At 63.9% G+C, this 25,490-nt stretch carries 25 protein-coding genes and 1 riboswitch; of the genes, 17 read left to right on the top strand and 8 right to left on the bottom strand.

Annotated features, from left to right (window positions below; all coding sequences use genetic code 11):
• Positions 1-235 precede the first annotated feature (235 nt).
• A complete protein-coding gene (locus AWB67_RS13670) occupies positions 236-1,882 on the top strand; it encodes an OmpA family protein (protein ID WP_087656786.1) in 1,647 nt (548 codons plus the stop codon).
• 104 nt (positions 1,883-1,986) lie between these two features.
• Here AWB67_RS13670 and AWB67_RS13665 read toward each other — a convergent pair whose 3' ends face one another.
• Complete coding sequence (locus AWB67_RS13665) at positions 1,987-2,934, bottom strand: LysR family transcriptional regulator (protein ID WP_087656785.1); 948 nt, start codon at positions 2,932-2,934, stop codon at positions 1,987-1,989.
• 136 nt (positions 2,935-3,070) lie between these two features.
• On the opposite strand from AWB67_RS13665, the gene AWB67_RS13660 reads away from it, so the two are divergent.
• The 11 genes from AWB67_RS13660 (at position 3,071) to AWB67_RS13610 (ending at position 14,573) form a co-directional block, all read left to right on the top strand.
• Positions 3,071-3,529: a CidA/LrgA family protein gene (locus AWB67_RS13660; protein WP_087656784.1), complete on the top strand. Its 459-nt coding sequence runs from the start codon at positions 3,071-3,073 to the stop codon at positions 3,527-3,529.
• 25 nt (positions 3,530-3,554) lie between these two features.
• The gene (locus tag AWB67_RS13655) at positions 3,555-4,277 is read left to right on the top strand and encodes an LrgB family protein (RefSeq protein WP_087656849.1); all 723 of its coding nucleotides are present in this window, start codon (positions 3,555-3,557) and stop codon (positions 4,275-4,277) included.
• Between the two features lie 73 nt (positions 4,278-4,350).
• Positions 4,351-4,477: riboswitch (S-adenosyl-L-homocysteine riboswitch) on the top strand.
• A gap of 28 nt (positions 4,478-4,505) precedes the next feature.
• Positions 4,506-5,927, top strand: a complete 1,422-nt coding sequence (ahcY, locus tag AWB67_RS13650; protein WP_087656783.1) for an adenosylhomocysteinase — start codon at positions 4,506-4,508, stop codon at positions 5,925-5,927.
• A gap of 102 nt (positions 5,928-6,029) precedes the next feature.
• Entirely contained in the window at positions 6,030-6,383 is a 354-nt protein-coding gene (locus AWB67_RS13645; protein WP_025527654.1) for a phage holin family protein, read from the top strand.
• Positions 6,384-6,411: 28 nt separating this feature from the next.
• Positions 6,412-7,251, top strand: a complete 840-nt coding sequence (metF, locus tag AWB67_RS13640; protein ID WP_087656848.1) for a methylenetetrahydrofolate reductase [NAD(P)H] — start codon at positions 6,412-6,414, stop codon at positions 7,249-7,251.
• A gap of 509 nt (positions 7,252-7,760) precedes the next feature.
• Positions 7,761-9,392, top strand: coding sequence for an ABC transporter substrate-binding protein (locus tag AWB67_RS13635; RefSeq protein ID WP_087656782.1), 1,632 nt, complete (start codon positions 7,761-7,763; stop codon positions 9,390-9,392).
• Positions 9,393-9,503: 111 nt separating this feature from the next.
• A complete protein-coding gene (locus AWB67_RS13630) occupies positions 9,504-10,514 on the top strand; it encodes an ABC transporter permease subunit (protein WP_025527661.1) in 1,011 nt (336 codons plus the stop codon).
• A gap of 83 nt (positions 10,515-10,597) precedes the next feature.
• Complete coding sequence (locus AWB67_RS13625) at positions 10,598-11,518, top strand: ABC transporter permease subunit (protein WP_087656781.1); 921 nt, start codon at positions 10,598-10,600, stop codon at positions 11,516-11,518.
• 1 nt (position 11,519) lies between these two features.
• Complete coding sequence (locus AWB67_RS13620) at positions 11,520-12,515, top strand: ABC transporter ATP-binding protein (protein WP_087656780.1); 996 nt, start codon at positions 11,520-11,522, stop codon at positions 12,513-12,515.
• Complete coding sequence (locus AWB67_RS13615) at positions 12,512-13,516, top strand: peptide ABC transporter ATP-binding protein (RefSeq protein WP_087656779.1); 1,005 nt, start codon at positions 12,512-12,514, stop codon at positions 13,514-13,516. The genes AWB67_RS13620 and AWB67_RS13615 overlap by 4 nt, the downstream gene beginning before the upstream one ends.
• Positions 13,509-14,573 carry a TraB/GumN family protein gene (locus AWB67_RS13610; protein ID WP_087656778.1) on the top strand — a complete coding sequence of 355 codons (1,065 nt, stop codon included), beginning with the start codon at positions 13,509-13,511 and terminating at the stop codon, positions 14,571-14,573. The genes AWB67_RS13615 and AWB67_RS13610 overlap by 8 nt, the downstream gene beginning before the upstream one ends.
• A gap of 175 nt (positions 14,574-14,748) precedes the next feature.
• Here AWB67_RS13610 and AWB67_RS13605 read toward each other — a convergent pair whose 3' ends face one another.
• The 5 genes from AWB67_RS13605 to pxpB form a co-directional block, all read right to left on the bottom strand.
• A complete protein-coding gene (locus AWB67_RS13605; RefSeq protein ID WP_087656777.1) occupies positions 14,749-15,705 on the bottom strand; it encodes a DUF979 domain-containing protein in 957 nt (318 codons plus the stop codon).
• Complete coding sequence (locus AWB67_RS13600) at positions 15,702-16,421, bottom strand: DUF969 domain-containing protein (protein WP_087656776.1); 720 nt, start codon at positions 16,419-16,421, stop codon at positions 15,702-15,704. Before AWB67_RS13600 ends, AWB67_RS13605 begins: the two co-directional genes overlap by 4 nt.
• 143 nt (positions 16,422-16,564) lie before the next feature.
• Positions 16,565-17,311, bottom strand: coding sequence for a 5-oxoprolinase subunit PxpA (gene pxpA / locus AWB67_RS13595; protein ID WP_087656775.1), 747 nt, complete (start codon positions 17,309-17,311; stop codon positions 16,565-16,567).
• A gap of 23 nt (positions 17,312-17,334) precedes the next feature.
• A complete protein-coding gene (locus AWB67_RS13590; protein ID WP_087656774.1) occupies positions 17,335-18,366 on the bottom strand; it encodes a 5-oxoprolinase subunit C family protein in 1,032 nt (343 codons plus the stop codon).
• Positions 18,363-19,016: a 5-oxoprolinase subunit PxpB gene (pxpB, locus tag AWB67_RS13585; RefSeq protein ID WP_087656773.1), complete on the bottom strand. Its 654-nt coding sequence runs from the start codon at positions 19,014-19,016 to the stop codon at positions 18,363-18,365. Before pxpB ends, AWB67_RS13590 begins: the two co-directional genes overlap by 4 nt.
• A 175-nt stretch (positions 19,017-19,191) precedes the next feature.
• Between pxpB and AWB67_RS13580 the strand changes: the two genes are divergently transcribed.
• Entirely contained in the window at positions 19,192-19,704 is a 513-nt protein-coding gene (locus AWB67_RS13580; protein ID WP_087656772.1) for a winged helix DNA-binding protein, read from the top strand.
• 27 nt (positions 19,705-19,731) lie between these two features.
• Here the strand turns inward: AWB67_RS13580 and AWB67_RS13575 are convergent, their stop codons facing one another.
• Complete coding sequence (locus AWB67_RS13575; RefSeq protein ID WP_087656771.1) at positions 19,732-20,325, bottom strand: 5-formyltetrahydrofolate cyclo-ligase; 594 nt, start codon at positions 20,323-20,325, stop codon at positions 19,732-19,734.
• Positions 20,326-20,345: 20 nt separating this feature from the next.
• On the opposite strand from AWB67_RS13575, the gene AWB67_RS13570 reads away from it, so the two are divergent.
• The 4 genes from AWB67_RS13570 (at position 20,346) to AWB67_RS13555 (ending at position 25,255) form a co-directional block, all read left to right on the top strand.
• Positions 20,346-22,313 (top strand): lytic transglycosylase domain-containing protein, encoded by a 1,968-nt coding sequence (locus tag AWB67_RS13570; protein WP_087656770.1) that lies wholly within the window; start codon positions 20,346-20,348, stop codon positions 22,311-22,313.
• Positions 22,314-22,416: 103 nt separating this feature from the next.
• On the top strand, positions 22,417-23,373 hold the full coding sequence (locus AWB67_RS13565; RefSeq protein WP_087656769.1) for a complex I NDUFA9 subunit family protein: 957 nt from the start codon (positions 22,417-22,419) through the stop codon (positions 23,371-23,373).
• 20 nt (positions 23,374-23,393) lie between these two features.
• Positions 23,394-24,011, top strand: a complete 618-nt coding sequence (locus AWB67_RS13560; RefSeq protein WP_087656768.1) for a glutathione S-transferase family protein — start codon at positions 23,394-23,396, stop codon at positions 24,009-24,011.
• Positions 24,008-25,255, top strand: coding sequence for a multifunctional CCA addition/repair protein (locus AWB67_RS13555; RefSeq protein ID WP_087656767.1), 1,248 nt, complete (start codon positions 24,008-24,010; stop codon positions 25,253-25,255). The genes AWB67_RS13560 and AWB67_RS13555 overlap by 4 nt, the downstream gene beginning before the upstream one ends.
• Before the next feature lie 21 nt (positions 25,256-25,276).
• On the opposite strand, the gene AWB67_RS13550 is transcribed toward AWB67_RS13555, so the two are convergent.
• Complete coding sequence (locus AWB67_RS13550; RefSeq protein WP_087656766.1) at positions 25,277-25,471, bottom strand: DUF2905 domain-containing protein; 195 nt, start codon at positions 25,469-25,471, stop codon at positions 25,277-25,279.
• Positions 25,472-25,490: the final 19 nt, after the last annotated feature.

The following is a 25,490-nucleotide window of genomic DNA, read 5'->3' as shown; positions in this document are numbered from 1 at the left end:
ATAGGACGCGCATTCCTCAGACGCCTAGAGGAAGCGCTCGCCCAAAAACGTCGGACAACCTTTTTGCGCCGCCTTAGGAATAAGCCTGGTTTGTGCCCGAATCGGGCTTGGATTCGCGCAATTGAGGTAAATCCGATTTTTTCTTTAGACAACCTTAACGTAGGAAACCCAAACCTATAATCCGCGCTGCCCAAGTGGGGCTGCTGTGCAATTTCGCATTCGAGGAAAGCAAGTTATGAGCATTAACGTTATTGAGTTGGTACAAGGCGCATTGACCGAAAGCGTGTTGCAGCAGCTCGCGACGCGCATCGGCGTCGCGCCGGAATCTGCAAAGCGCGTGGTCGGCCTGGTGGGCCCGGCGCTCGTCGGCTCGCTGATGAACAAGGCGGCGTCGCCGGAAGGTGCGCGCGGTCTGTTCGCCTCGATCATGTCACCGGATACGAACGCGAACATCGTCGAGCAACTGCCGAACCTCGTGCAGGGCGACGGACTTCAAAAGCTGCTCGGCATGGGCGCCCGTCTCGCGGGCGCCGTGCTGCCGGCCGAGCGCCTCGAAGCGCTGAGCGGCAAGGTCGCTGAACAGACCGGCGTCGCGGCAAGCGCCACGCACGCGCTGACGGGTGTCGTCGGCACGACGCTGCTCGGCGTCCTGAAGCACTATTTCATGCAGCACAACGGCAACGCCGGCGCACTGCCGACGCTGCTCGGTCATCAGTTGCCGTTCGTCAAGGCGAACATGACCGACTCGATCGCCAGCGCGCTCGGCCTCGGGAGCGCGGGCAGCTTCCTCGCCGGCGTAGGCGCGCAAATGAAGGCGGTGTCGTCGCATCTCGAACATCCGTCGACGCAAAATGCACGCATGTCGGCCGTGAACGGTTCGATCGACAAAGTGGTCGTCGAGGAAAAGGCGAAGAGCAAGAAGTGGTGGTGGATCGCGCTCGCCCTCGCGCTGGCGCTGCTCGCAGCCCTGCTCGGCCGCGGCTGTGTCGCGGAGAAGAAGGAAGTCGTCGCCGAGCCGGCCGCATTGGAAGCATCGATGGCGATGGCCGCATCGGCGCCGGCTCCGGTTTCGGAACCCGCGCCCGCACCGGTCCCGACGAAGGACGCGCTGATGACGTTCTCGGTCGACAAGGCCGGCGCGCCCACGATCAACGCAACGGTCGGCAGCGAAGCCGAGCAGAAGACGCTCGTCGACGCGCTGACGGCGAAGTTCGGTGAAGGCAAGTTCAACGCGTCGATCACGGTCGATCCGGAAACGAAGGCCGCTTCGTGGCTCGACAAGCTCGAAGGCCTGCTGCCGCTGATGGCGCTGCCGGGCGCGGAAGTGAAGCTCACGGGCGAGAAGATCGAACTGAGCGGCACGGCTGCGGACGCGAAGCTCGGCTGGATCGAGAAGCTGAAGGGTCTGTTCGGCGCGGCGTTCACGATCGGCACGTTCAACGTGACGGAAGCGGTCGCGAACGCGAAGGATTCGTTCCTGAATGCGTTCAACACATTCAAGTCGGATGACTGCGTCGCGGGCGACGTCGCCAAGGTGCTGGACCTGCAAGTGATCAACTTCGCGACGGGCTCGGACGTGCCGCCGCAAGACGCGCAACTCGCGCTCGCGAAGTCGGCTGAACTGCTCAAGAACTGCTCGACCGCCGACAAGACGGTCAAGATGGAAATCGGCGGCTATTCGGATAACGTCGGCAAGGATACGTCGAACCTGGCGCTCTCGAAAAAGCGTGCGGAAGCGGTGCGCGCGTACCTCGTGAAGCACGGCGTGCCGGCCGATTCGCTGACGGCGCAAGGCTTCGGCGATGCAAACCCGGTCGCGGACAACGCAACGGCGAGCGGCCGTTTCGCCAACCGCCGTATCGAGTTCAAGGGTCAGGAATAACTGACTAAGCTGTCACGGACGGGCGGAAACGCCTGTCCTTGAAGCTCCGAAGTTGACGCCGCCCCGCGACCAGGCGGAGCGGCGTTTTCTATTGCGCGTCAGGTTCAGCGCGGTTTGTCGTCGCGATTTCGGGCCGGAAACCGTTCGCCCGACAAAAAATCCTGCCCGAGATTCGCCGGCAACGCCTGCCGCGCGACATCGAGCCACGCGCGCGCGGCGTGCGACAGATAGCCGTTGCGCCGCCAGCCGACCGCCATGTCCCAGTGAATCTCGGGATCGACGACCGGGCGACAGGTGAACGCATCGGGATCGAGCCGGCGGCAGTACGGCGCGGGCAACAGCGCGATGCCGACGCCCGCCTGCACCAGCGCCGCCATGAAATCCCAGTGTCCGCTGCGCCCGACGATCGTCGGCGCGAAGCCGGCCTCGCGGCATGCGTTCAACACGACGTCGTTCAGCGCGAGACTTTCGCCGTAGAAAACGAAGGACTCGGCGGCGAGATCGGCGAGCGCGACTTCCGCCTCCTGATCCCAGCGCGAGCCTTTCTGCGCAACGAGCCACAGGAGCTGGCGGCTTACGGGCAGCACGTCGAAAAGCGCCATATCGACCGGTTGCAGCACCCCGCCGAGTTCCATCTCGCCATCGAGGAGCGCGGCCTCGATCGCCTTCGATCCGCGTTCGAACAGCTTCAGTTCGACCTTCGGATACCGCTGCTTGAACGCGGCGATCGCGGGGGTGAAGAGCGTGCCGCCCATCGGCGGGATGCCGATCGTCAGCGTGCCGCGCCCGAACGTGCCGAGATCGTTCAACTCGGCTTCGAGTCGCGCGTGGGCGGCGAGCACGTCGAGTCCGCGCTGATACACGATCTGGCCCGCGTCGGTGAGCACCATCTGGCGGCCTTCGCGCAGCAACAGCGGCGAACCGATCTCGTCTTCGAGCGCCTTGACCATCTTGCTGATGGTCGGCTGCGTCACGAACATCTGCTCGGCCGCCACCGTGAAACTCTTCTGCTTCACGACCTCGACGAAATACCTCAGCGCGCGCAATTCCATCGATCGCTCCAGATTCCGAAATGGAATGTATCAGATTAGTTTAAGTCATTTTTATTATGTTTAAGTGCCCCCTATACTCGGCCTACAGGTTAACCCTAATCTATCGCTTCCTAAGACGTTTCCGAGGTCCACCGCCATGTCCTATGTCATCGCATTACTGTCGAACGCCATCGGCTCTCATGGGCCGTTCGGCCGCTTCGTGCGGATCGTGCTGCAGATCGCCGCGCTCGCCGCGATCTGGTTCGTCGCCGATGTCGTGGCGCGAAAGTTCTCGCTGCCGGTGCCGGGCGGCGTCGTCGGACTGCTGGCGCTGCTTGCGCTGTTGTTTTGCGGCGGCGTCGCGCCCCGCTGGGTGAAAGCGGGCGCCGACTGGCTGCTCGCCGACATGCTGCTGTTCTTCATCCCGGCGGCGGTCGCGGCGGTGCAGTACGGCGGGCTGTTCATGGAAGACGGCTGGCGCCTCGCGCTGGTGGTGGTCGGCGGGACGCTGATGGTGATGTTCGCGGTGGCGTTCGCCGTCGATCGCGCCTCGCGCCTCGAACGGCGCATCGAAGTGCGCCGCGCGATGGTTGCGCGCCACGCGGTGCGGGCCTGAGGACATCTTTTACGGGCTTACGGCCATGACCCACTTCTACGATTCCCTGTTCGCCGACGACGCCGCGCGTCTCATCGCCGCGGGCTGTTTCGTGCTCACGGTCGTGCTGTACTTCGCTTCGAAGCGGCTGTACGCGCGCTTCAGGCGCGGGTGGCTCACGCCGATGCTCACCGTGCCGGTCGTTCTCACGATTTTCGTGGTGATCGCACAGATTCCGTATCCGGTGTACTTCGCCGACACGCGCTGGCTCATGTGGCTGCTCGGCCCGGCGACGGTCGCGTTCGCCGTGCCCATCTACGAATACCGGCATCTGCTGAAACGCCACTGGATTTCGCTGTCGGTGGGCGTGACGGTGGGGATTCTGGTGGCGGTCGGCGGGTCGATCGCGCTTGCGAAACTGCTGCATCTGTCGCCGGAATTGCAGCGTAGTCTCGCGACGCGCTCCGTCTCGACACCCTTCGCGCTCGCCGTCTCCGACAAGATCCACGCGCCCAAGGACCTGACCGCGCTGTTCGTCATCGCGACGGGCGTCTGCGGCATGCTGTTCGGTGAACTCGTGCTTGCGTTCGTGCCGCTGCGCAGCCGCCTCGCTCGCGGCGCGTTGTTCGGCGCGGCCGCGCACGGCGTCGGCACGGCGAAGGCTCGCGAACTGGGCAGCGAGGAAGGCGTCGTCGCCAGTTTGACGATGATGATCGCGGGCGTCGTCATGGTGCTGATCGCGCCGCTGCTGTCGATCCTGCCGTTCTAGCCGCGCGCGCTTAATCGTCCATTTCGGCGCGCGGCAGCAAACTCGCCACACATCTTTGCTACAATCTGCGTTCGCTTCCGAGGAGCGTTGCGACGGTTTTCCACAGCAGGAAATCGCCAGGCTCGGAGCATTCAATCCGGACGGTTCGAAAGCGCGATCAGCGCACTCTGAGCCGCCGCATCGAACGGCGCTCACGTCAACATTTCTATTTATAGAAAGGAGGGCGTGATGAACGCCGCAGTTATCGATTCCAAGAATTCCACCGATTACGTCGTCGCCGATATGTCGCTTGCCGCCTGGGGCCGCAAGGAACTCGACATCGCCGAAACGGAAATGCCCGGTCTCATCCAGACGCGCGAAGAGTACAAGGCGCAACAGCCGCTGAAGGGCGCGCGCGTCGCCGGATCGCTGCACATGACGATCCAGACCGGCGTGCTGATCGAAACGCTGACGGCGCTCGGCGCCGACGTGCGCTGGGCATCGTGCAACATCTTCTCGACGCAGGATCACGCCGCCGCCGCGATCGCCGCGGGCGGCACGCCGGTATTTGCGTTCAAGGGCGAGTCGCTCGACGAATACTGGGAGTTCTCGCACCGAATCTTCGAATGGCCGAACGGCGAATTCGCGAACATGATCCTCGACGATGGCGGCGACGCCACGTTGTTGCTGATCCTGGGCTCGAAGGCCGAGAAGGACCGTTCGGTGATCAGCAAGCCGACGAACGAGGAAGAAGTCGCGCTGTACAAGTCGATCGCTTCGCACCTCGACGCCGATCCGACGTGGTACTCCACGCGCCTCGCGCATATCCAGGGCGTGACGGAAGAAACGACGACGGGCGTGCATCGCCTGTATCAGATGGAGAAGGAAGGCCGCCTGCCGTTCCCCGCCATCAACGTGAACGATTCGGTGACGAAGTCGAAGTTCGACAACCTGTACGGCTGCCGCGAATCGCTCGTCGACGGCATCAAGCGCGCGACTGACGTGATGATCGCGGGCAAGATCGCGGTCGTGGCCGGTTACGGCGACGTGGGCAAGGGCTGCGCGCAATCGCTGCGCGGCCTGGGCGCAACGGTGTGGGTCACGGAAATCGACCCGATCTGCGCGCTGCAGGCGGCGATGGAAGGCTACCGCGTGGTGACGATGGAATACGCCGCCAGCAAGGCCGACATCTTCGTGACGGCGACCGGCAACTATCACGTCATCGCCCACGACCACATGAAGGCGATGCGCAACAACGCGATCGTCTGCAACATCGGCCACTTCGATTCAGAAATCGACGTCGCGTCGACGCGCCAGTACACGTGGGACAACATCAAGCCGCAAGTCGATCACATCATTTTCCCGGACGGCAAGCGCATCATCCTGCTGGCTGAAGGGCGTCTCGTGAACCTCGGCTGCGCGACGGGCCATCCGTCTTTCGTGATGTCGAACTCGTTCACGAACCAGACGCTCGCGCAGATCGAACTGTTCACGCGCGGCGGCGAGTACGAGAACAAGGTGTACGTGCTGCCGAAGCATCTCGACGAGAAGGTCGCGCGCCTGCATCTGGGCCGGATCGGCGTGGAACTGACGGTGCTGTCGGACGATCAGGCGGGTTATATCGGCGTCGACAAGAACGGTCCGTTCAAGCCGAACCACTACCGCTATTAATCGGCGGCTCGCGAGCGCCGTAGCAGCATGACCACACGGGCGATGGCGGCGAGCCTTCGCCCGTGTTTGCAAATGCCGTAAAAATCCACCGGAGAACCATCGATGACCGTGCTGCTGACCTGGCTGATCAACGCGCTTGCGCTCCTGATCATCACCTACCTCGTGCCGTCGATTCACATTCGCAGTTTCGGCACCGCGCTGATCGTCGCGGTCGTGCTCGGGCTGATCAACACGCTGCTGCGTCCGGTGCTGATCCTGCTGACGCTCCCGGTGACGGTGCTGACGCTCGGGCTCTTCATTCTCGTTGTGAACGCGCTGTGCTTCTGGCTCTGTGCATCGCTGCTGAAGGGGTTCGAGGTCTCGGGTTTCTGGTCGGCGTTCTTCGGCTCGATTCTTTACAGCATCGTGTCCTGGCTGCTGTCGGCGCTGATCTTCGGGCAGCGCAACTTCGGGTGACGCTCGCGCCACTCGCACATTGATCATCATGAAACCGATCGAACTTTCATTCGAATTCTTCCCGCCGAAAACGCAGGAAGGCGTCGACAAACTGCGCGCCAGCCGCGCCCATCTCGCGCAACTCTCGCCGAAGTTCGTCTCCGTGACGTTCGGCGCGGGCGGCTCGACGCAGCAAGGCACGCTTGATACCGTCCTCGAAATGCAGAAGGAAGGCTTCGAGGCGGCGCCGCATCTGTCGTGCATCGGGTCGTCGAAGGACAGCCTGCGCACGATTCTCGGCGCGTATCGCGAGCATGGCATTCGCCATATCGTCGCATTGCGCGGCGATTTGCCTTCGGGCATGGGCGAAGTCGGCGAGTTGCGGTATGCGTCGGAGCTGGTGAGCTTCATCCGCGCGGAACACGGCGATTGGTTCAACATCGAAGTGGCCGCGTATCCGGAATATCACCCGCAAGCGCGTTCGCCGAAGAGCGATCTCGACAACTTCGTGCGTAAGGTTCAAGCGGGCGCGAATTCGGCGATCACGCAGTACTTTTATAACGGCGACGCGTATTTCCGTTTCCTCGACGAGGCGCGCAAGCTGGGCGTCGACGTTCCGATCGTGCCCGGCGTCATGCCGATCACGAACTTCACGCAACTGATGCGCTTTTCGGAAATGTGCGGCGCGGAAGTGCCGAAGTGGATCGCGCGGCGTCTGGAAAGCTACGGCGACGATCGCGAGGCGATCCGCGCGTTCGGACTCGATGTGGTGACGAACCTGTGTCGCCGCTTGGTCGATGAAGGTGCGCCGGGACTGCATTTTTATACGCTGAACGGCGCGGCCGCGACGAAAACGATTTGCGAGCGGTTGAATCTGAAGAGCGTTTGAGTTTCGTTTTACCCGCGCGGCGTTCGCCGCGCGGTTCTGTTTTTCTGCTTATTCCCCTATTCGTTTTAATCGATCCGTGAAATCGATATTTCGCGATCCCGCCTATCACCTCCACGCATCATCAATAACCTAACCGTATCGAATTACGGTAACTGGCTAAAAACCCCTACATAATCAACCGCGCACGTTCAATTTGTTCATGCTACGGTAGCGCCCGATTCGCCGTCGAGCCCGTCTTTCGCCCGTCGAACCGTCTACCAAGGCGCGGGCATTCCTGGATAACAAAGCGTTCCTTACAGAGTCGCGCGGAAATGCCCCAGACGCTGAAAACGGAGCCGAACAGCCATTCATCGCGTGTGTTCCGCACATCGCCTTTTTTAATCACGCTTCGCCGCGCCAGAACTGGCAACGACGGATTTCCGCCGCGAAATCCGTCGCCTTGTTCGGTGCGGTAAAGCTCAGTAATATCGCGCTACGCCGGCAAGACCGGCACCGAACCTGGAGGAAACATGAAGAAAAATGGCCTGTTGCGAGCTGCCCGTCTTTCGATGCTCGTAGGCGCCGCCGTCACGGCATCGCTATTCGCCGCGACCGCCGCCAACGCAGCGATTCCCAACAAAACGCTGGTGTATTGCTCGGAAGGCAGCCCCGCCGGCTTCGATCCCGCCCAATACACGACGGGCGTCGATTTCACCGCGAACACGTTCACCGTGTATAACCGCCTCGTCGAATTCGAGCGCGGCGGCACGAAGGTCGAGCCGGGTCTTGCCGAGAAGTGGGACGTCTCGTCTGACGGCCTCACCTACACGTTCCACCTGCGCCACGGCGTGAAGTTCCAGACGACGTCGTTCTTCAAGCCGACGCGCGAGTTCAATGCGGACGACGTGCTCTTCACGTTCAACCGCATGCTCGATGCGAACCATCCGTTCCGCAAAGCGTATCCGACGCAGTTCCCGTACTTCACCGACATGGGCCTCGACAAGCTGATCACGAAGGTCGAAAAAGTCGATCCGTACACGGTCAAGTTCACGCTGAAGGAAGTCAACGCGCCGTTCATCCAGAACCTGGCGATGGAATACGCGTCGGTCCTTTCGGCTGAATACACGGACAAGCTGCTGAAGGACGGCAAGGCCGCCGATATCAACCAGTATCCGGTCGGCACGGGCCCGTTCATCTTCCGCAGCTACACGAAGGACGCGACCATCCGCTTCGACGGCAATCCCGACTACTGGAAGCCGAGCGAAGTGAAGGTCTCGAAGCTGATCTTCTCGATCACGCCGGACGCCGCCGTGCGCGTGCAGAAGATGAAGAACAACGAATGTCAGGTGATGAGCTATCCGCGTCCGGGCGACATCTCGACGCTGAAAGCGGCATCGAACCTGGATACGCCGTCGCAGGCGGGCTTCAACGAAGGCTACGTCGCGTATAACGTGACGAAGAAGAGCCTCGGCAGCGCCGACGTGCGCCGCGCGCTCGACATGGCGATCAACAAGAAGGCGATCGTGGAATCGGTTTATCAGGGCGCGGGCCAGCAAGCCGTCGCACCGATGCCGCCCACGCAATGGTCCTACGACAAGAACCTGAAAGGTCAGGCGTACGACACCGCGAAGGCGAAGGAAATGCTCTCGAAGGCAGGCTTTCCGAACGGCTTTGAAATCACGCTGTGGGCGATGCCGGTGCAGCGCGCCTACAACCCGAACGCGCGTCTGATGGCCGAGATGATCCAGGCCGACTGGGCGAAGATCGGCGTGAAGGCGAATATCGTCTCGTATGAGTGGGGCGAGTACCTGAAGCGCGCGCACGCGGGCGAGCACGACGCGTTGCTGATCGGCTGGACGGGCGACAACGGCGACCCCGACAACTGGCTCGGCACGCTGCTCGGCTGCGATGCGGTGAAGGGCAGCAACTTCTCGAAGTGGTGCTACAAGCCGTTCGACGATCTCGTCGGGCAAGGCCGCGTGACGAACGATGTCGCGAAGCGCACGAAGGCGTACACCGACGCGCAGCAGATTTTCGCGCAGCAACTGCCGTTCTCGCCGATCGCCCACTCGACCGTCTACCAGCCGGTCAGCAAGAAGGTGACGGGCATGAAGATCGAGCCGCTCGGCTATGTTCGCTTCGACGGCGTCGGCATGCAGTAAGCTTGAAAGCGGTACGTTTTTGCACTAACTCATAACTAGTCGAAAAGGTCCGGCGACAAGGGTCACGAGCCCGCGTCGCCGGTCGCATTTTTCCTCCCCAAAGAGACGACCATGTTCCGATTCGTTTTGCGGCGCATAGGGATGGTGATTCCGACGTTCATCGGCATCACGATTCTCGCGTTCGCGCTCATCCACCTGATCCCGGGCGACCCCATCGAAGTGATGATGGGCGAGCGCGGCGTGGACCCCGCGGCACACGCCGAAGCCATGAAGCGCCTCGGTCTCGACGAGCCGCTCCCGCTTCAATATTTCCACTATGTCGGCCATGCGCTGAAGGGCGACCTCGGCATGTCGATCATCACGAATACCAGCGTGATGGGCGAGTTCATGGCGCGCTTCCCGGCGACCGTCGAGCTGTCGATCTGCGCGATGATCTTCGCGCTCGTGGTCGGCCTGCCGGCGGGCGTCATCGCGGCGCTCAGGCGCGGCACCGTCGTCGATCACGGCGTGATGGGCACCGCGCTCACCGGCTATTCGATGCCGATCTTCTGGTGGGGCTTGATCCTCATCATGTTCTTTTCGGCGAAGCTCGGGTGGACGCCGGTGTCGGGCCGCATCGCGGTCGAATACGACATTCCGCACGTCACGGGCTTCATGCTGTGGGACGCGCTCTTCTCCACCGACGAAGGCGCGTTCAGGTCCGCGGTCAGCCACCTGATCCTGCCGACGATCGTGCTCGGCACGATTCCTCTGGCGGTGATTGCGCGCATGACGCGTTCGTCGATGCTCGAAGTGCTGCGCGAGGACTATATCCGCACGGCGCGCGCGAAGGGTCTCGCGCCGGGTCGCGTCGTGGTCGTGCATGCGCTGCGCAACGCGCTGATTCCGGTGGTGACCGTGATCGGCCTGCAGGTCGGCACGCTGCTCGCGGGCGCGGTGCTGACCGAAACGCTGTTCTCATGGCCGGGCGTCGGCAAGTGGCTCATCGACGCGATCTCCCGGCGCGACTATCCGGTCGTGCAGGGCGGCATCCTGATGATCGCGACGCTCGTGATTCTCGTGAATCTCGTCGTCGATCTGCTCTACGGCGTGTTGAATCCGCGCATTCGCCATACGAGGTAAGACATGGTCTCCCAAGCTCATATTCGTTCGCTGCCTCCCAAGGGGGCGCAGGCCGCCCTTGTGGTGGCCCGGCTGGAGGCATGATGGCCGACATACAAAACAATCTCCCCCCGCAAGCCGTGACGCCGCCGCCGAGCGGCCGGCTCGTCGCGGGCCGCGAGTTCTGGGCGAATTTTTCGCGCAATCGCGGCGCCGTGGTCGCTGGCGCGATCGTGCTTGTGCTGATCTTCATCGCGATTTTCGCGCCGCTGATCTCGCCGCACAGCCCGATCGAGCAATACCGCGACTTCGTCAAAATCCCGCCCGCGTGGCTCGAAGGCGGCAATCGCCAGTTCCTGCTCGGCACCGACGAAGCCGGCCGCGACATCCTCTCGCGCCTGATGTACGGCGCGCGGCTGTCATTCTGGATCGGCTTCGTGTCGGTCGTGCTCGCACTGATTCCGGGCGTCGTGCTCGGGCTTTGCGCCGCGTTCTTCCACTGGCTCGACACGGCCATCATGCGCGTGATGGACGTGCTGCTCGCGCTGCCGTCGCTGCTCTTGGCGGTGGCGGTCGTCGCGATCATCGGGCCGGGGCTCGTCAACACGATGCTCGCGATCGCGATCGTCGCGCTGCCGGGCTACGTGCGTCTCACGCGCGCGTCCGCGTTGGGCGAACTGCAGAAGGAATACGTGACGGCTTCACGCGTCGCGGGCGCGGGCACCGTGCGGCTGATGTTCTCGCAAGTGCTGCCGAACTGCGCGGCGCCGCTGATCGTGCAGGCGACGCTCGGCTTCTCCTCCGCGATTCTCGATGCCGCCGCGCTCGGCTTCCTCGGCCTCGGCGTTCAGCCGCCGGCGGCAGAGTGGGGCGCGATGCTCGCCTCGGCGCGCGACTACATCGAAAGCGCGTGGTGGATCGTCACGATGCCGGGTCTGTCGATCCTGATTTCGGTGCTCGTCATCAACCTGCTCGGCGACGGGCTGCGCGATGCGCTCGATCCCAAACTGAAACGGATGGCATGACATGAGCGATCTATTGACTATCCGCAATCTCGAAGTCAGTTTCGCGGGCACGCAGGCGGTCGACCGCATCGACTTGTCGGTGAAACCGGGCGAAGTGGTGGGCGTGGTCGGCGAATCGGGTTCGGGCAAGAGCGTCACGATGATGGCGCTGATGGGCCTGATCGACGCGCCCGGCGTCGTCACCGCCGACGAAGTCACCTTCGACGGCAAGAACCTGCTGAAGGCGTCGGCGCGCGAGCGTCGCAGGATCATCGGCAAGGACATCGCGATGGTGTTCCAGGACGCGTTGTCGAGTCTGAACCCGAGCTACACCGTCGGCTACCAGATCAAGGAAGTGCTGAAGCTGCACGAAGGTTTGCGCGGCGATGCGCTGAATCGCCGCGCGCTGGAACTGCTCGATCAGGTCGGCATTCCCGCCGCGAAGAGCCGCATCGACGCGTTTCCGCACCAGATGTCGGGCGGGATGAACCAGCGCGTGATGATCGCGATGGCGGTCGCGTGCAACCCGAAGCTGCTGATCGCCGACGAGCCCACCACCGCGCTCGACGTCACGATCCAGGCGCAGATCATGGAATTGCTCGTGCAGTTGCAGAAGGAGCGCGGCATGGCGCTCGTGCTGATCTCGCACGATCTCGCCGTGGTGTCGGAAGTCGCGCAGCGCGTGGCCGTGATGTACGCGGGGGAGATCATCGAAACGAATCACGTGCCGACGATCTTCAGCGAGCCGCATCATCCGTACACGGAGGCGCTGCTCGCCGCGATTCCCGAGCACAGCCGCGGCGCCGCGCGTCTCGCGGCGTTGCCGGGCATGGTGCCTGGCCGCGACGATCGTCCGAGCGGATGCCTCTTCGCGCCGCGCTGCAAGTATGCTGTCGAAGATTGCTGGAAAGGCCGTCCGGGGCTCTTCCAGCTTGATCCGAACGACCCGGCCGTGCGGGCGCGATGCATCAAGCCGCTCAACATGCAGGCCGTCGCTGAACATGGAGGCGCGCGATGAACGCGGTCCCGAAAACAAGCAACCCAGACATCGTTCTCGCCGCCGACAAGCTCACCAAGCACTATTCCGTCAAGCGCACGATGTTCACGCAGGGCACGGTGAAGGCGCTCAACGGCGTGTCGTTCTCGTTGCAGCGTGGCAGGACGCTGGCGGTGGTCGGTGAGTCGGGCTGCGGCAAGTCGACGCTCGCGCGCCAACTCACGATGATCGAAGCGCCCACGTCCGGGCGTCTCCTGATCGACGGCGAAGACGTGGCCGGCGCCGACAAGGCGAAGGTCGCCAAGCTGCGTCAGCGCGTGCAGATGGTGTTCCAGAACCCGTTCGCGTCGCTCAATCCGCGCAAGACGGTCGAGCAGACGCTCGGCGAGCCGCTCGCGATCAACACGACGCTTTCCGCGCGCGAACGCGGCGAGCGCATCGCGCACATGATGCGCACGGTCGGCTTGCGGCCCGAGCACGTATCGCGCTATCCGCACATGTTCTCCGGCGGGCAGCGCCAGCGCGTGGCGATCGCGCGGGCGATGATCCTCGATCCTCAGATCGTCGTCGCCGATGAACCGGTGTCCGCGCTCGACGTGTCGATCCAGGCGCAGATCCTGAACCTCTTCATGGACCTGCAGGCGCAGTTCGGCACGAGTTACGTCTTCATCTCTCACAATCTGTCGGTGGTCGAGCACATCGCCGACGACGTGATGGTGATGTACTTCGGTGGCGTGGCCGAACTCGGCGACAAGAAGACGATCTACGCGCATCCGCGGCATCCGTACACGCGCGCGCTGATGTCGGCGACGCCCGCGCTTTTCGAGGAAGACCGCACGATCAAGATCAAGCTGCAGGGCGAAATGCCGTCGCCGTTGAATCCGCCGTCGGGCTGCACGTTCCATCAGCGCTGCCCGTACGCGATCGATCGATGCCGACAGGAAGAGCCGCAACTGCGGGTGGTCGATGGACGGCATGTCGCGTGTCACCGCGCGGAGGAGGTGGGGGACGCCGATGCCTGATTCGCGGGCGGCGCGCACGATCACGCGCCGCTTCGCGTTTGGCGTGGTGGCAGCGGTGCTGGCGATGGCCTGCGTGCAGTTCGCGCCGGCCGCGCTCGCCGTGGGCGGGCCGCCGCCGTCGGCCGTGCAGCCGCATCCCAAACGGCCGGCGCCGCCGTCCGCGCCCACGCCGCGCATCGACCGTTCCGACGGCACGACGGCGAGCGGTCCGGTCCGAGTGGAAGAGGCCCGCATGCCGTTCTACGTCGCGACCAAAGGTAAGACGACGCTGTACGTGCTCGGCACGCTGCATGTGGGCTACGCGTCCGACTATCCCGCCGATCACCCGTTCCGCGCGCCGATTCTCGCGGCGCTCGACGCCTCGCCGATTCTGGCGCTCGAAATTTCCCCCGACGATTTGCTCTTCTCGCAGGAAGATGTGCAGCGCTATGGCGTGTGCCGCAGCGAGTGTCTGCTCGACTATCTGCCGGACTGGATGTGGAAGAAAGTCGAAGCGCGGATGCGCAGTAATCCGGCGGCGCTCGCGCAGTTGCGGCATACGCGGCCGTGGCTCGCGTCGATGCTGGTCGAGACTTATGACACGCTCAAGGCGGGATTTCAGAGCGAGTACGGGACTGAGGCGCAGTTGCAGAACGTGTATTTGAGGGCGAAGGGGCGGATTGTCGGGCTGGAGACGCTCAACGAGCAGATATCGACGTTCACGAAGCTGACGTCGGCGCAGCAGCGGGAGATGCTCGCGCAGGATTTGGCGCAGACGCCGGCGGAGAACGTCGCCGATGTGAAGGAGTTGCATCGGCTATGGCGTGTCGGCGATGCCGATGCGCTGAAGGCCTGGGACGACTCCAAAGGTGAAAAGCTCGCCCGGTCGAAGGCGGTGGCGGCGGCGGTGGATAACCGCGTCGTGTACGAGCGCAATCGGCGGTTCGTTACGCGGATGCTCGCGCTCGCGGCGCCGAACAAGCCGGTTTTTGTGGCGATTGGCGCGCTGCATCTGGGCGGGGAAAGGGGCGTGCTGGAGTTGCTGCGGAAGAATGGGTTTGTGGTGGAGGCGGCGTGAGGGGCTCCGGTTCCGAACAGGCAAAAAAACGGCCCGCTCACTGAGCGGGCCGTCACGTAGGCGGGGCGGAGAATGCTGCGGAACACGTCCAGGCCAACAAGCCCTGACCCCTGCTTTCCGTTGCCGGCCACTGCTGGCCGGCAGAGTCGCTAGGGTAGCCGCCATTATTTCAGCATCACAAAAACATCAACCAATTCAACAAGAAGATATTAATGACAAGGAGAGTCAAAGCCGTAGGCACCTGCACTTTGATCACCGCATTCTTATCCGGCAATTCCAGTAGCGCCGCTGGCACCATGTTGAAGTTCGCGGCCATCGGCGTCATGAGCGTCCCGCAATAGCCTGAAAACATCCCGATCGCCACCATCGTCGCCGGATTGCCGTGAAATACGCCGACGAGAATCGGCACGCCAACTCCACCCGTCATCACAGGAAACGCGGCGAAGCCATTCCCCATCACCATGGTAAAAAGCGCCATCCCGATGCAATACACCGCCACCGCCACCAGCCGGTAATCGAGATTCACATAAGCCGTCGTGATATGCGCGACCGCCTTCCCAACGCCCGCATCGGAAAACACGAGCCCGAGCATCCCCAGCATCTGCGGCAGGACCGCCGCCCAGGAAAGCGCATCGATCAGCCGTCGCGTTTCCTTCATCGACTGCCCGACGGTATCGCGCGTCATCACGCACGCGATCGCGAGCGCAATCACGCAACCGATGCCGAAGCCGATGAGCGTCACATTCTTCAGCTCGATCAGCGGCGTCCCGCCGAACACCAGATACTTCGCGCCGAGCGTCACGATCACGGTGACGACGGGAATCGTCAGCGCGGGGACGAACAGCTTGTTACCGAGGCGCATCGCGCTCTGGCGGCGCGTTTCGACGGACAGCATCTTCGGCTTCGCGCCGGTCACGCCGCCGAATCCGGCGATCAGCGCCATCGCGATGACCAGAACGCCGACCACCGCCGGTGGCAGGAAATCGCCGATCAGGAAGATGAGCGCATACACGAGCCAGAACGAGCCGGTGGTGAGACGGCGCGGGTGCGACTTGTCGGTGATGATCATCCCGCCGACGACCACCAGCACGATGCCGACGAGATAGAACAGATAATTGATCGTGAGCGTCATGCCTTTTCTCCGGCGACGTTTTTAGTGAGCGCGCCGAGTTCCTTCGCGAGTTGCCGGTCGAGCAGCCACAGCCGGAAGCCGTGGACGATGAACGCGCAGATCGCGGTCGGGATGCCCCAGAACGCAACGTGCAGCGGCTCGACGACGATCCCCGCTTCTTTCAGGAACGTGACCATCAGCACGATCGCGCCGAACGCGACGAAAATGTCCTCGCCGAAGAAGAGGCCGACGTTGTCGGTCGCCGCCGAATACGCGCGCAGCTTGAAGCGGATCTTGTCGGAGAACTTGCCGTAGCGCGCTTCTGTGGCACCTTCGGCCATCGGCGCGAGGAGCGGCCGGACCATCTGCGGATGTCCGCCGAGACCCGTCAGGCCGACTGCCGCCGTCAGCTCACGAATCAGCAGATACACGATCAGCAGACGACCCGCGGTCGCCGCCTTGATGCCCGAAATCCAGATCTGCGCGCGCTCGCGCAGGCCGTGACGTTCGAGCAGGCCGATCACCGCGAGCGGCAGCAGAATGATCAGCGGGATGTTGCGGGTCTTCATGAAGCCCGAACCGATCGCGGCAAGAATGCGATCGACCGGAAAATGCGCCGCGAAGCCGGTGACGATCGCGGCGGCCGCCACGATCAGCATCGGATTGAAGCGCAGGACGAAGCCCACGATGATGACGGCCACGCCTATCAGCGGCCATAGATTGACTGCGGTTCCCATAAGATCTCCAAACGTCGACGTCATGTTCCCGATGCGTACGGCCGAGCGCGCCGCACCGGTGTGCGAAAACGGCTCTATCGGCCGCTGTTTGCCAAAACGCCTCGCGTGTTGCGCGAGGCGTTCAGTGCTTTCTCAAACCCGAATCAGTTGCCGTGCGCCGCGCGCACTTCGATGCCCGCTGCCGTCAGCGCCGAGCGGATGCGCCGCGCGAACGCGAGCGCGTGTTCGCCGTCGCCGTGCAAGCAAATCGTCTGCGCGTTGAGCGGTACCCACTCGCCGCTCACGGCCTGCACGCGCTGCTCGCGCACCATCGCGAGCGTGCGGTCGAGCACGACGTTTTCGTCGTCGAGCAGCGCGCCCGGTTCCTTGCGCGGCACCAGAGAGCCGTCGGCGCGATAGCCGCGATCGGCGAACACTTCCTCGATCGCGACGATCCCCGACTTGCGCGCCGCCTCGACGAGCCCGCTGTTCGCGAGCCCGAAAATCATCAGCGACGGGTCGAAGTCGTGGACCGCCGAGACGATCGCATCGGCGATTTCGGGGTTGCGCGCGGCCTGGTTGTAGAGCGCGCCGTGCGGCTTGACGTGCGCAATGCGCCCGCCTTCCGCCTGCGCGATCGCCGACAGCGCGCCGAGTTGATACAGCACGCCCGCGTAGATTTCGGACGCCGGCAGGTCCATTTCCTTGCGGCCGAAGTTTTCGGGATCGTTAAAGCTCGGATGCGCGCCGATCGACACGCCCTTCGCGACGGCCCAACGCACGCAGTCGCGCATCGCGGTGGCACCGCCCGCGTGCCAGCCGCACGCGATGTTGGCCGAACTGACGAGGTCGAGCAGGGCTTCGTCCGAGCCGCAGCCTTCGCCGAGATCGGCGTTGAGATCGATTTCCATGACTGTCGTTCCAGTATCGTGGGTCACTTCGCGCACCGTTCCTCGTGCATGGCGATGGCGGTCTCCACCTGTTTCACGTACATCCGTTCATCGGCGAGCGCGTGGCGCGCCTCTTCCACCGATGTCTCGATAAAGCGCACGCCGCTATTCAACCGCGCTTGCGCGAGCTTCCACAGATCCGCCTTGATCACGGCGCCGATCTTCGGATAGCCGCCGGTCGTCTGCGCGTCGCCCATCAGGACGATCGGCTGGCCGTTCGGCGGCACCTGAATCGTGCCGGGCAGCACCGCGTGCGACAAAAGGTCGATCCGGCTCTTGCGCTCGAGCGGCGTGCCGGCAAGGCGAAAGCCCATGCGGTTGCTGTTCGGCGTGATCGTCCATTCCTCGGTCCAGAAATTCGACAGCGCTTCGTCGGTGAAGCTGGCGTATTCCGGACCACGCAGCACGCGAACCGGAATCGACCACGCGACGCCCGGCGCGTGCCGTCCGCGCCGCAACGGTTCATCGACGAGCACGAACTTGCACCACGCCGGGGCCTTCACGCCGAACGCTGGCTCGGCCGGCGAAAACGCGATGCCCGGATGCGGCTGCGCCACGCCGACCGGCAGCCGGTCTCCGTCGCGCAGCGCTCGGCCGCCGAGCCCGCCGAAGCAGGCGCCGAGGTCGGTGCTGCGCGAGCCGAGCATCGGCAACACGTCGATGCCACCCGCCACGCACACATAGCCGCGCATCCCGCGTTTGGCCGCACGCAAGGTCAGTTCCTGTCCCGCCTGCACGGGCAGACTCCACCACGAATAAACCGGTTCGTCGTCGAGCGTCGCGCCGAAATCGGTGCCGGTGATCGCGACGCGCGTCGCATGCTTGAAGCGCAGCACGGTCGGTCCGAACGTCACTTCGATGCCCGCCGCATCCGCCTTGTTGCCGACTATCCGGTTGCCGATTTCGAGCGACAGCGCATCGAGCGCGCCGCCCGAACTCACGCCGAGATGCCGATACCCGTGGCGCCCGAGGTCCTGCACGGACGTCAGCACGCCCGCGCGAATCACGTCGATCATGCGCGTACCTCCAGCGCCGTGAAGCGCACGCGGTCGCCGGGCTGCATGAGCGTCGGCGGGTTGCGGGTGGGGTCGAAGAGCTTAAGCTCGGTGCGCCCGAGCAGCTGCCAGCCGCCCGGCGACACCGCCGGATAAATCCCGGTCTGCGCCCCGCCGATCCCGACCGATCCGGCCGGCACTTCGAGGCGCGGTTCGGCGCGGCGCGGCATGTGGAGCGATGTGTCGAGGCCGCCCATGTACGCGAATCCCGGCTGGAAGCCGAGGAAAAACACCACGTACTCGGCCTGCGTATGCCGCTTCACGACTTCATCGACGGACAAACCGACGTGCTTTGCGAGCGTCGCGAGATCGGGGCCGTCCGCGCCGCCGTAGCGCACGGGGATCTCGATTTCGGCCGATCCGGTATCGGCATCGGCGACGGTGTCCCAGCCGTCGTCGAGTTGCTGCGCGAGGCTTTCGTAGTCAGCGGAGAGCGGATCGAAGACGATCGTCAGATTGTTCATGCCCGGCACCACCTCGACGACGTGCGGCCACAGCCGCGCGCTGTCGGCGAGCGCCCACATGCGGCGCTGGCAGTCGAGCGTGGCGGGCGGCGACGCTTCGCACACGAGAGCGGTGTCGCCTAGCGGATGGATTCGGGGTCTGGTCATGCCGTCTTTTCGGTTAAGCGCGACGCCCGGAAAACCGCCGGTCGTCGTCGCAGAGAGTACATTATCAATAATTTATCAACAAATTATCTATCAGAGTTTGCTCGAATCGCCCCGAATCGTCGTGCGATAAGGTCGATAAGCTACACTCGAACGCACAGATAACCGGCCGAAAACCATGTCGCGACATCCCACCAAGATCGTTTCTTCCGAGCATCTCGTCTCCGAATCGAGCGCCGAACTCTCCGAACTCGAGTACGGGCTCATCATGGCCAGCAACGCGTTCAATCGCTGGATGGTGCGCTGCATGTCGGCGGCGGGCGCGAAGGACATGACGGCGGTCGAAGTGTCGCTCCTGCATCACGTGAGCCATCGCGACCGAAAGAAAAAGCTCGCCGACATCTGCTTCGTGCTGAACATCGAGGACACGCACGTTGCTACGTATGCACTGAAAAAACTGGTGGCGCGCGGCTACGTCAAGAGCGAAAAGACGGGCAAGGAAGTGTTCTTCTCCGCGACGCCCGCCGGTCGGGACCTCTGTGGCAAGTATCGCGAAGTGCGCGAAAGCTGTCTGATTACGACGCTGAGTGAAAGCGGCCTGACGAACGAACAGATCGGCGAAGCTGCGCAATTGATGCGCAATGCGTCGGGTCTCTACGACACCGCGGCACGCGCGGCGGCATCGCTTTGATGCGCAGCTCCTTCTGTGCCGAACGCTTCAATAAATAGCAGATTCCGTGACGATCGCATCGAGCGGCATGTCGTGAACCTCGTGCGGCAGCGCCTCGCACTTGCCCGATTCATACGCGACGCCGATCGTCACCGGCCTTTTCTCCGACGGCCACGCGGCGAGTGTGCGATCGAAATACCCGCCGCCGTATCCCAGCCGGTATCGCTCCTTGTCGAACCCGACACACGGTATCAATAGCAGGTCCGGCACGACCGTCTCTTCTTCGAGCGGCACCGGAATGCGATAACGGCCCGCCTTCATCGGCGCATGCTCGCGCCACGCGTGAAAGATCATCGGCGCGTGACGCTCCACGACCACCGGCAACGCCGCCCTGCGCGATGCATCGAGCTTGAGCCACACGGCGAGCGCACTGCGCGCATCGAACTCCCCGGCGACCGGCCAATAGAAGCCGATGCACGTCGCCGGATGCGGCGCGATCGCGGCCATCACACGGCGCGCGAGCGCTTCGTTTCGCGCGGCGTGATCGCCTTCTTCGCGTTGTGCTTCGCGGGTCGCAAGGAGCGTCGCGCGGAGCGCGCTTTTCGGTTCTGGAGAAGGGTTGCGTGCTATGCTTTCGACCAATTCGCGCTCCTGAAATAACGATGTCAAAACGCCTCAATCGAGTATATCGCGCGGTCGCTCCGGCACTCGCGGCGGCGGCGCTCGTCGCTTGCAGCACGGCCTCCGCAGTCCGTCCCGACGCCGACTTCATCCCCTCATCCGACGACCGCATCTTCATGCAGCTGCGCGAAGCCGCGCGCACGAACGATGCAGGCAAAGCCGCGCTCCTCGCATCGCAGATCCCGGATTATCCGGCGCCTGGCTACATCGAGTACTTCACGATCAAGCCGCAGCTTTTCGACTCGCAAGGCCACGCGCGCGTCGATGCACCCGACGAGCCCGTGCTCTCGTTCCTGCAGCGCTACGACGGTCAGGCCATCGCCGATCGCATGCGCAACGACTATCTCGTCGTGCTCGGCGGCCGTCACGACTGGCGCAACTTCGAGCAGCAATATTCACGCTTCGTGCTCAATGACGACACGCAGGTGAAATGCTACGCGCTCGAAGCGCGCGCGGCGCGCGGCGAGAACGTCGCGGATGCGGCGCGCGCGCTGCTCGTCGATCCGAAATGGTACGGCGACGGTTGCGTCGATCTGATCGGCGCGCTCGCTCGCACGCAGCAATTCTCAAGCGACGACGTCTGGCAGCAGATTCGTCTTGCCTACGAGCAGAACTATACGGGCACGGGCGCGAAGATCGTGGATGCGCTCGGACAGGAACGTCCGGACCCGACGCTCTTCGACAACGCCACCAGCACGCCGCCGCTCTACCTCGCGCGCGGCGTGATGCCGAACACCCCGGCGCATCAACTGACGCTGCTCGCGATCACGCGCATGGCGCGCAACGATCCCGCGATGGCCGCCGCCACGTTCAGTTCGGTCGCGCCGAGCCTGACGGCGCCCGAGCGCGCGATCGGCTGGGGCACGATCGGTTATCAGGCGGCGTTGAAGCGCATGCCGGCCGCGGCGGACTGGTATCGGCTGTCGGTGAATGCGCCGTTGTCGGTTCCCGCTTACGAATGGCGCACGCGCGCCGCATTGCTCGCGGGCGACTGGAACATGGTGCGCTGGTCGGTCGAGCAGATGCCGCCGTCGCTGCGCAGCCAGCCGGCGTGGGTCTACTGGCACGCGCGCGCGCTCAAGCAAGCGGGCGACGGCGCCACGGCCGCGCAGGAATTCCAGTCGATCGCGGATCGCTTCGATTTTTACGGACAGCTCGCCTCGGAAGAACTCGGCCAGAAGATCACGATCCCGCCGCGCACGACCGTCGGCGATGCTGAAATCGCGCAGATGCAATCGGTGCCGGGTTTCGCGCTGTCGCAGCGTTTCTACGCGCTGAACCTGCGTCTCGAAGGCAACCGCGAGTGGAACTGGCCGTTGCGTTCGATGACCGATCGCCAATTGCTCGCCGCCGCGCAGTACGCGCGCCGCATCGAACTGTTCGACCGCACGGTGAACACTGCCGACAAGACGAAGACCGAGCACGACTTCTCCTTGCGCTATTTGTCGCCGTTCCGGGAGATCGTCGAGCGCGATGCGCAGAACACCGGGCTCGACGTCGAATGGGCGTACGGCCTGATTCGCCAGGAATCGCGTTTCATCATCAACGCGCGCTCGGAAGTCGGCGCGGGCGGGCTGATGCAGCTGATGCCGGGCACGGCGCAACTCGTCGCGAAGAAGATCGGCATGGGGCCGGTGTCGCGCGCGCAGATGAACGACATCAACACGAACATCCTGCTCGGAACCAACTATTTGTCGATGATCTACAATCAATTCGACAATTCCCCGGTGCTCGCGACGGCGGGCTACAACGCCGGGCCGGGACGCCCGAACAAGTGGCGCGGCGACCTGACCGGCCCGGTGGAAGGCGCGGTTTTTGCTGAGACCATTCCGTTCACCGAGACCCGCGACTACGTGAAGAACGTGTTGTCGAACACCGTCTATTACGCGGCGCTGTTCGAAGGCCGTCCGCAATCGCTCAAGGCGCGCCTCGGCTACATCGCGCCGTAAGCCTTCATGCCTTCTAAACGCCGTTCAGGCAAGGCCGCGCGTTCGACACCACGCGCGGCCCCGCAGCAAAACCCGCGAGCCGTCGCCACCAGCAGAGGCGAATATGCGACATCAGAAAGTAGCGCTGATCGGCGGTTCGGGTTTTATCGGCAGTCATCTCGTCAACGTGCTCGTCGAAGTCGGTAAGGACGTGCGCGTCGCCACGCGGCGGCGCGCGAACGCTGCGCATCTCACCCTGCTCCCCATCGATGTGATCGAAGCCGACGTCCACGATCCGGCGCAACTCGCCGCGTTCGTCGCCGAGGCCGATGCGGTGATCAACCTCGTCGGCATCCTGCAGGGGCGGCGCGGCGATCCGTACGGTCCCGAGTTCGCGAAGGCGCACGTCGAGCTGCCGCGCAAGATCGTCGCGGCGTGCGAATCGAAGGGTGTAGGGCGCCTGTTGCACATGAGCGCGATCGGCGCCGATTCGAACGGCCCGAGCATGTATCTGCGCTCGCGCGGCGACGGCGAGAAGGTGATCCGCGATTCGGCGCTTGCCACGACGATTTTTCGGAGTTCCGTCGTCTTCGGTCCCGAGGACAATCTGCTGAACCAGTTCGCGTTTCTGGAGCGCGTGTTCCCGGTGATCCCGCTCGCCTGTGCGGATGCGCAGTTCCAGCCTGTGTTCGTCGGCGACGTCGCGAAGGCGATCGTCAACGTGCTCGATCTGGACGCTGCGAGCGGGCGCGTGTTCGAGCTCGCCGGGCCGCAGGTCTATACGTTGGCGGAACTCGTGCGTTTCAGCGGCGCCACGATCGGCAAGCACGCGAAGATCATCAAGCTGCCGGAGAGCCTCGGCCGCCTTCAGGCGATGACGCTCGAACTCGCGCCCGGCGAACCGATGATGTCGCGCGATAATCTCGATTCGATGAAGACGCCGAGCGTCGCGAGCGGACCGCTTGCGCCGGAACTCGGCATCGACGAGCCGGCGAGCATCGAGGCGATCGCGCCAATGTATCTCACAGGCCAGTCTCCGCGCTCGCGCTTCAACGCATTTCGCGCGACGGCGCACCGTTAGCCCACTTTTTTCGCGTGTTTATGAAACTCGTTATCGGTGACAAGAACGTCTCTTCCTGGTCGATGCGGCCGTGGGTCGTGCTCAGGCACTTCGGCATTCCCTTCGACGAAACGCTGATCCGGCTCGGGCGTCCCGAGTCGAAGGAGCAGATTCTCGAGCATGCGCCGTCGGGCAAGGTGCCGTGCCTGATCACCGATTCCGGCGATACGATCTGGGAATCGCTCGCGATCATGGAGACGCTCGCCGAGCAGCATCCGGAACACGCGATGTGGCCGCGTGACACCGCCGCCCGCGCGCGGGCGCGCAGCATCAGCGCGGAGATGCACGCCGGTTTCGCCGATTTGCGCCGCGACATGACGATGAACATTCAAACGCACGCACTGGGGACCGGGCGCACGCCGGGAGCGCTTGCGGACATCGCGCGGATCGAGGCGATCTGGCGCGATTGCCTGAGCACGTACGGCGGGCCGTTCCTGTTCGGCGAGTTCGGTATCGCGGACGCGATGTTCGCGCCCGTCGTGATGCGCTTCAATACCTACGCGCCCGAACTCAGCGACGTGTCGCGCGGCTACGTCGAGCGCGTGACGAAGCTGCCGGCGGTCGCTGCCTGGATCAAGGACGCGGGCGACGAACGATGAATATTTACGCCGTAGGCGGCGCGATCCGCGATGAACTGCTCGGCGTGCCCGTCGTGGACCGCGATTACGTCGTCGTGGGCGCGACGCCCGAGCAGATGGTGGCGCAGGGGTATCGGCCGGTCGGCAAAGACTTTCCGGTGTTTCTGCATCCGGTGACGCAAGAGGAATACGCGCTTGCGCGCACCGAGCGCAAGACGGCGGCGGGCTATCACGGCTTCCAGTTCTATTATTCGCCCGACGTCACGCTGGAAGAAGACTTGGCGCGCCGCGATTTGACCATCAACGCGATGGCGCGCGAGGTCAGTCCCGACGGTACGCTGACCGGCCCGGTGATCGATCCGTTCGACGGCCGCGCCGATCTGGAGAAGAAGCTGTTCCGCCACGTCGGCGATGCGTTCATCGAAGATCCGGTGCGCATTCTGCGGGTCGCGCGCTTTGCGGCGCGTTTCACGGATTTCACTGTCGCAGGCGAGACGCGCGCGCTGATGAAAAAAATGGTCGCAGCGGGCGAAGTCGATGCGCTCGTGCCCGAACGCGTGTGGCAGGAAGTGTCGCGCGGCTTGATGGAGCGCACGCCGTCGCGGATGTTCGCCGTGCTGCGCGACTGTGTCGCGCTGGAACGCATCCTGCCGGAAGTCGAAGCGCTCTGGGGCGTGCCGCAGCGCGCCGACTATCACCCCGAAGTCGATACCGGCGTGCATGTGATGATGGTGCTCGATTACGCGGCGTCGCAGAACTTCGCGCTGACGGTGCGCTTCGCTGCGCTGACGCACGATCTTGGCAAGGCGACCACGCCCGACGATATCCTGCCGCGCCACATCGGCCACGAGGGGCGCAGCGTCGATTTGCTGAGGCCGCTGTGCGAGCGGCTGCGCGTGCCCAACGAGTGCCGCGACCTGGCGCTGCTCGTCGCGCGGGAGCACGGGAATATTCATCGCGTGATGGAGATGGGGCCGGCGGCGCTCGTGCGCCTGTTCGAACGATGCGACGCGCTGCGCAAGCCGGCGCGGTTCGCGGAAGCGCTGCAGGCGTGCGTCGCGGATGCGCGCGGACGGCTCGGGTTGTCTCAGCAGCCGTATCCGCAGGCGGAGCGGTTGCGTGAGGCGCTGGTGGCGGCGCGCGCGGTGGATGCGGGCGCGGTCGCGCAGCAGTACGCGAAGGAGCCGGCCAGGATCAAGGATGCGGTACATCACGCGCGCGTCGAGGCGGTGAAGGCGGCGTTGGAAGGGGCGGGCACGGTGTGATTCAACGCACGGCGTTGAGAATCAAAGCACCCGCGCAATGAACGACAACAATATCGACAAAATCAGCGTCGACATGAACGGAAACGGGTATTCGCGTCCAAACAGCCGCAGCGTGAAATCCCCCGGCAGCCGCCCGATGCCGAGCTTGCGCAGCCAAGGCCAGCAAGCCGACAGAATCGACAGCGCGACGAACGTGGTGAGCAGCCAGCGGATCATGACGGCGAGCCTCTAACGT

The organism is Caballeronia terrestris (assembly GCF_001544515.1).
GTDB lineage: Bacteria > Pseudomonadota > Gammaproteobacteria > Burkholderiales > Burkholderiaceae > Caballeronia > Caballeronia terrestris.
Note: the sequence above shows the minus strand (reverse complement) of the source record. Positions and strands in the feature narration are given on the sequence as shown.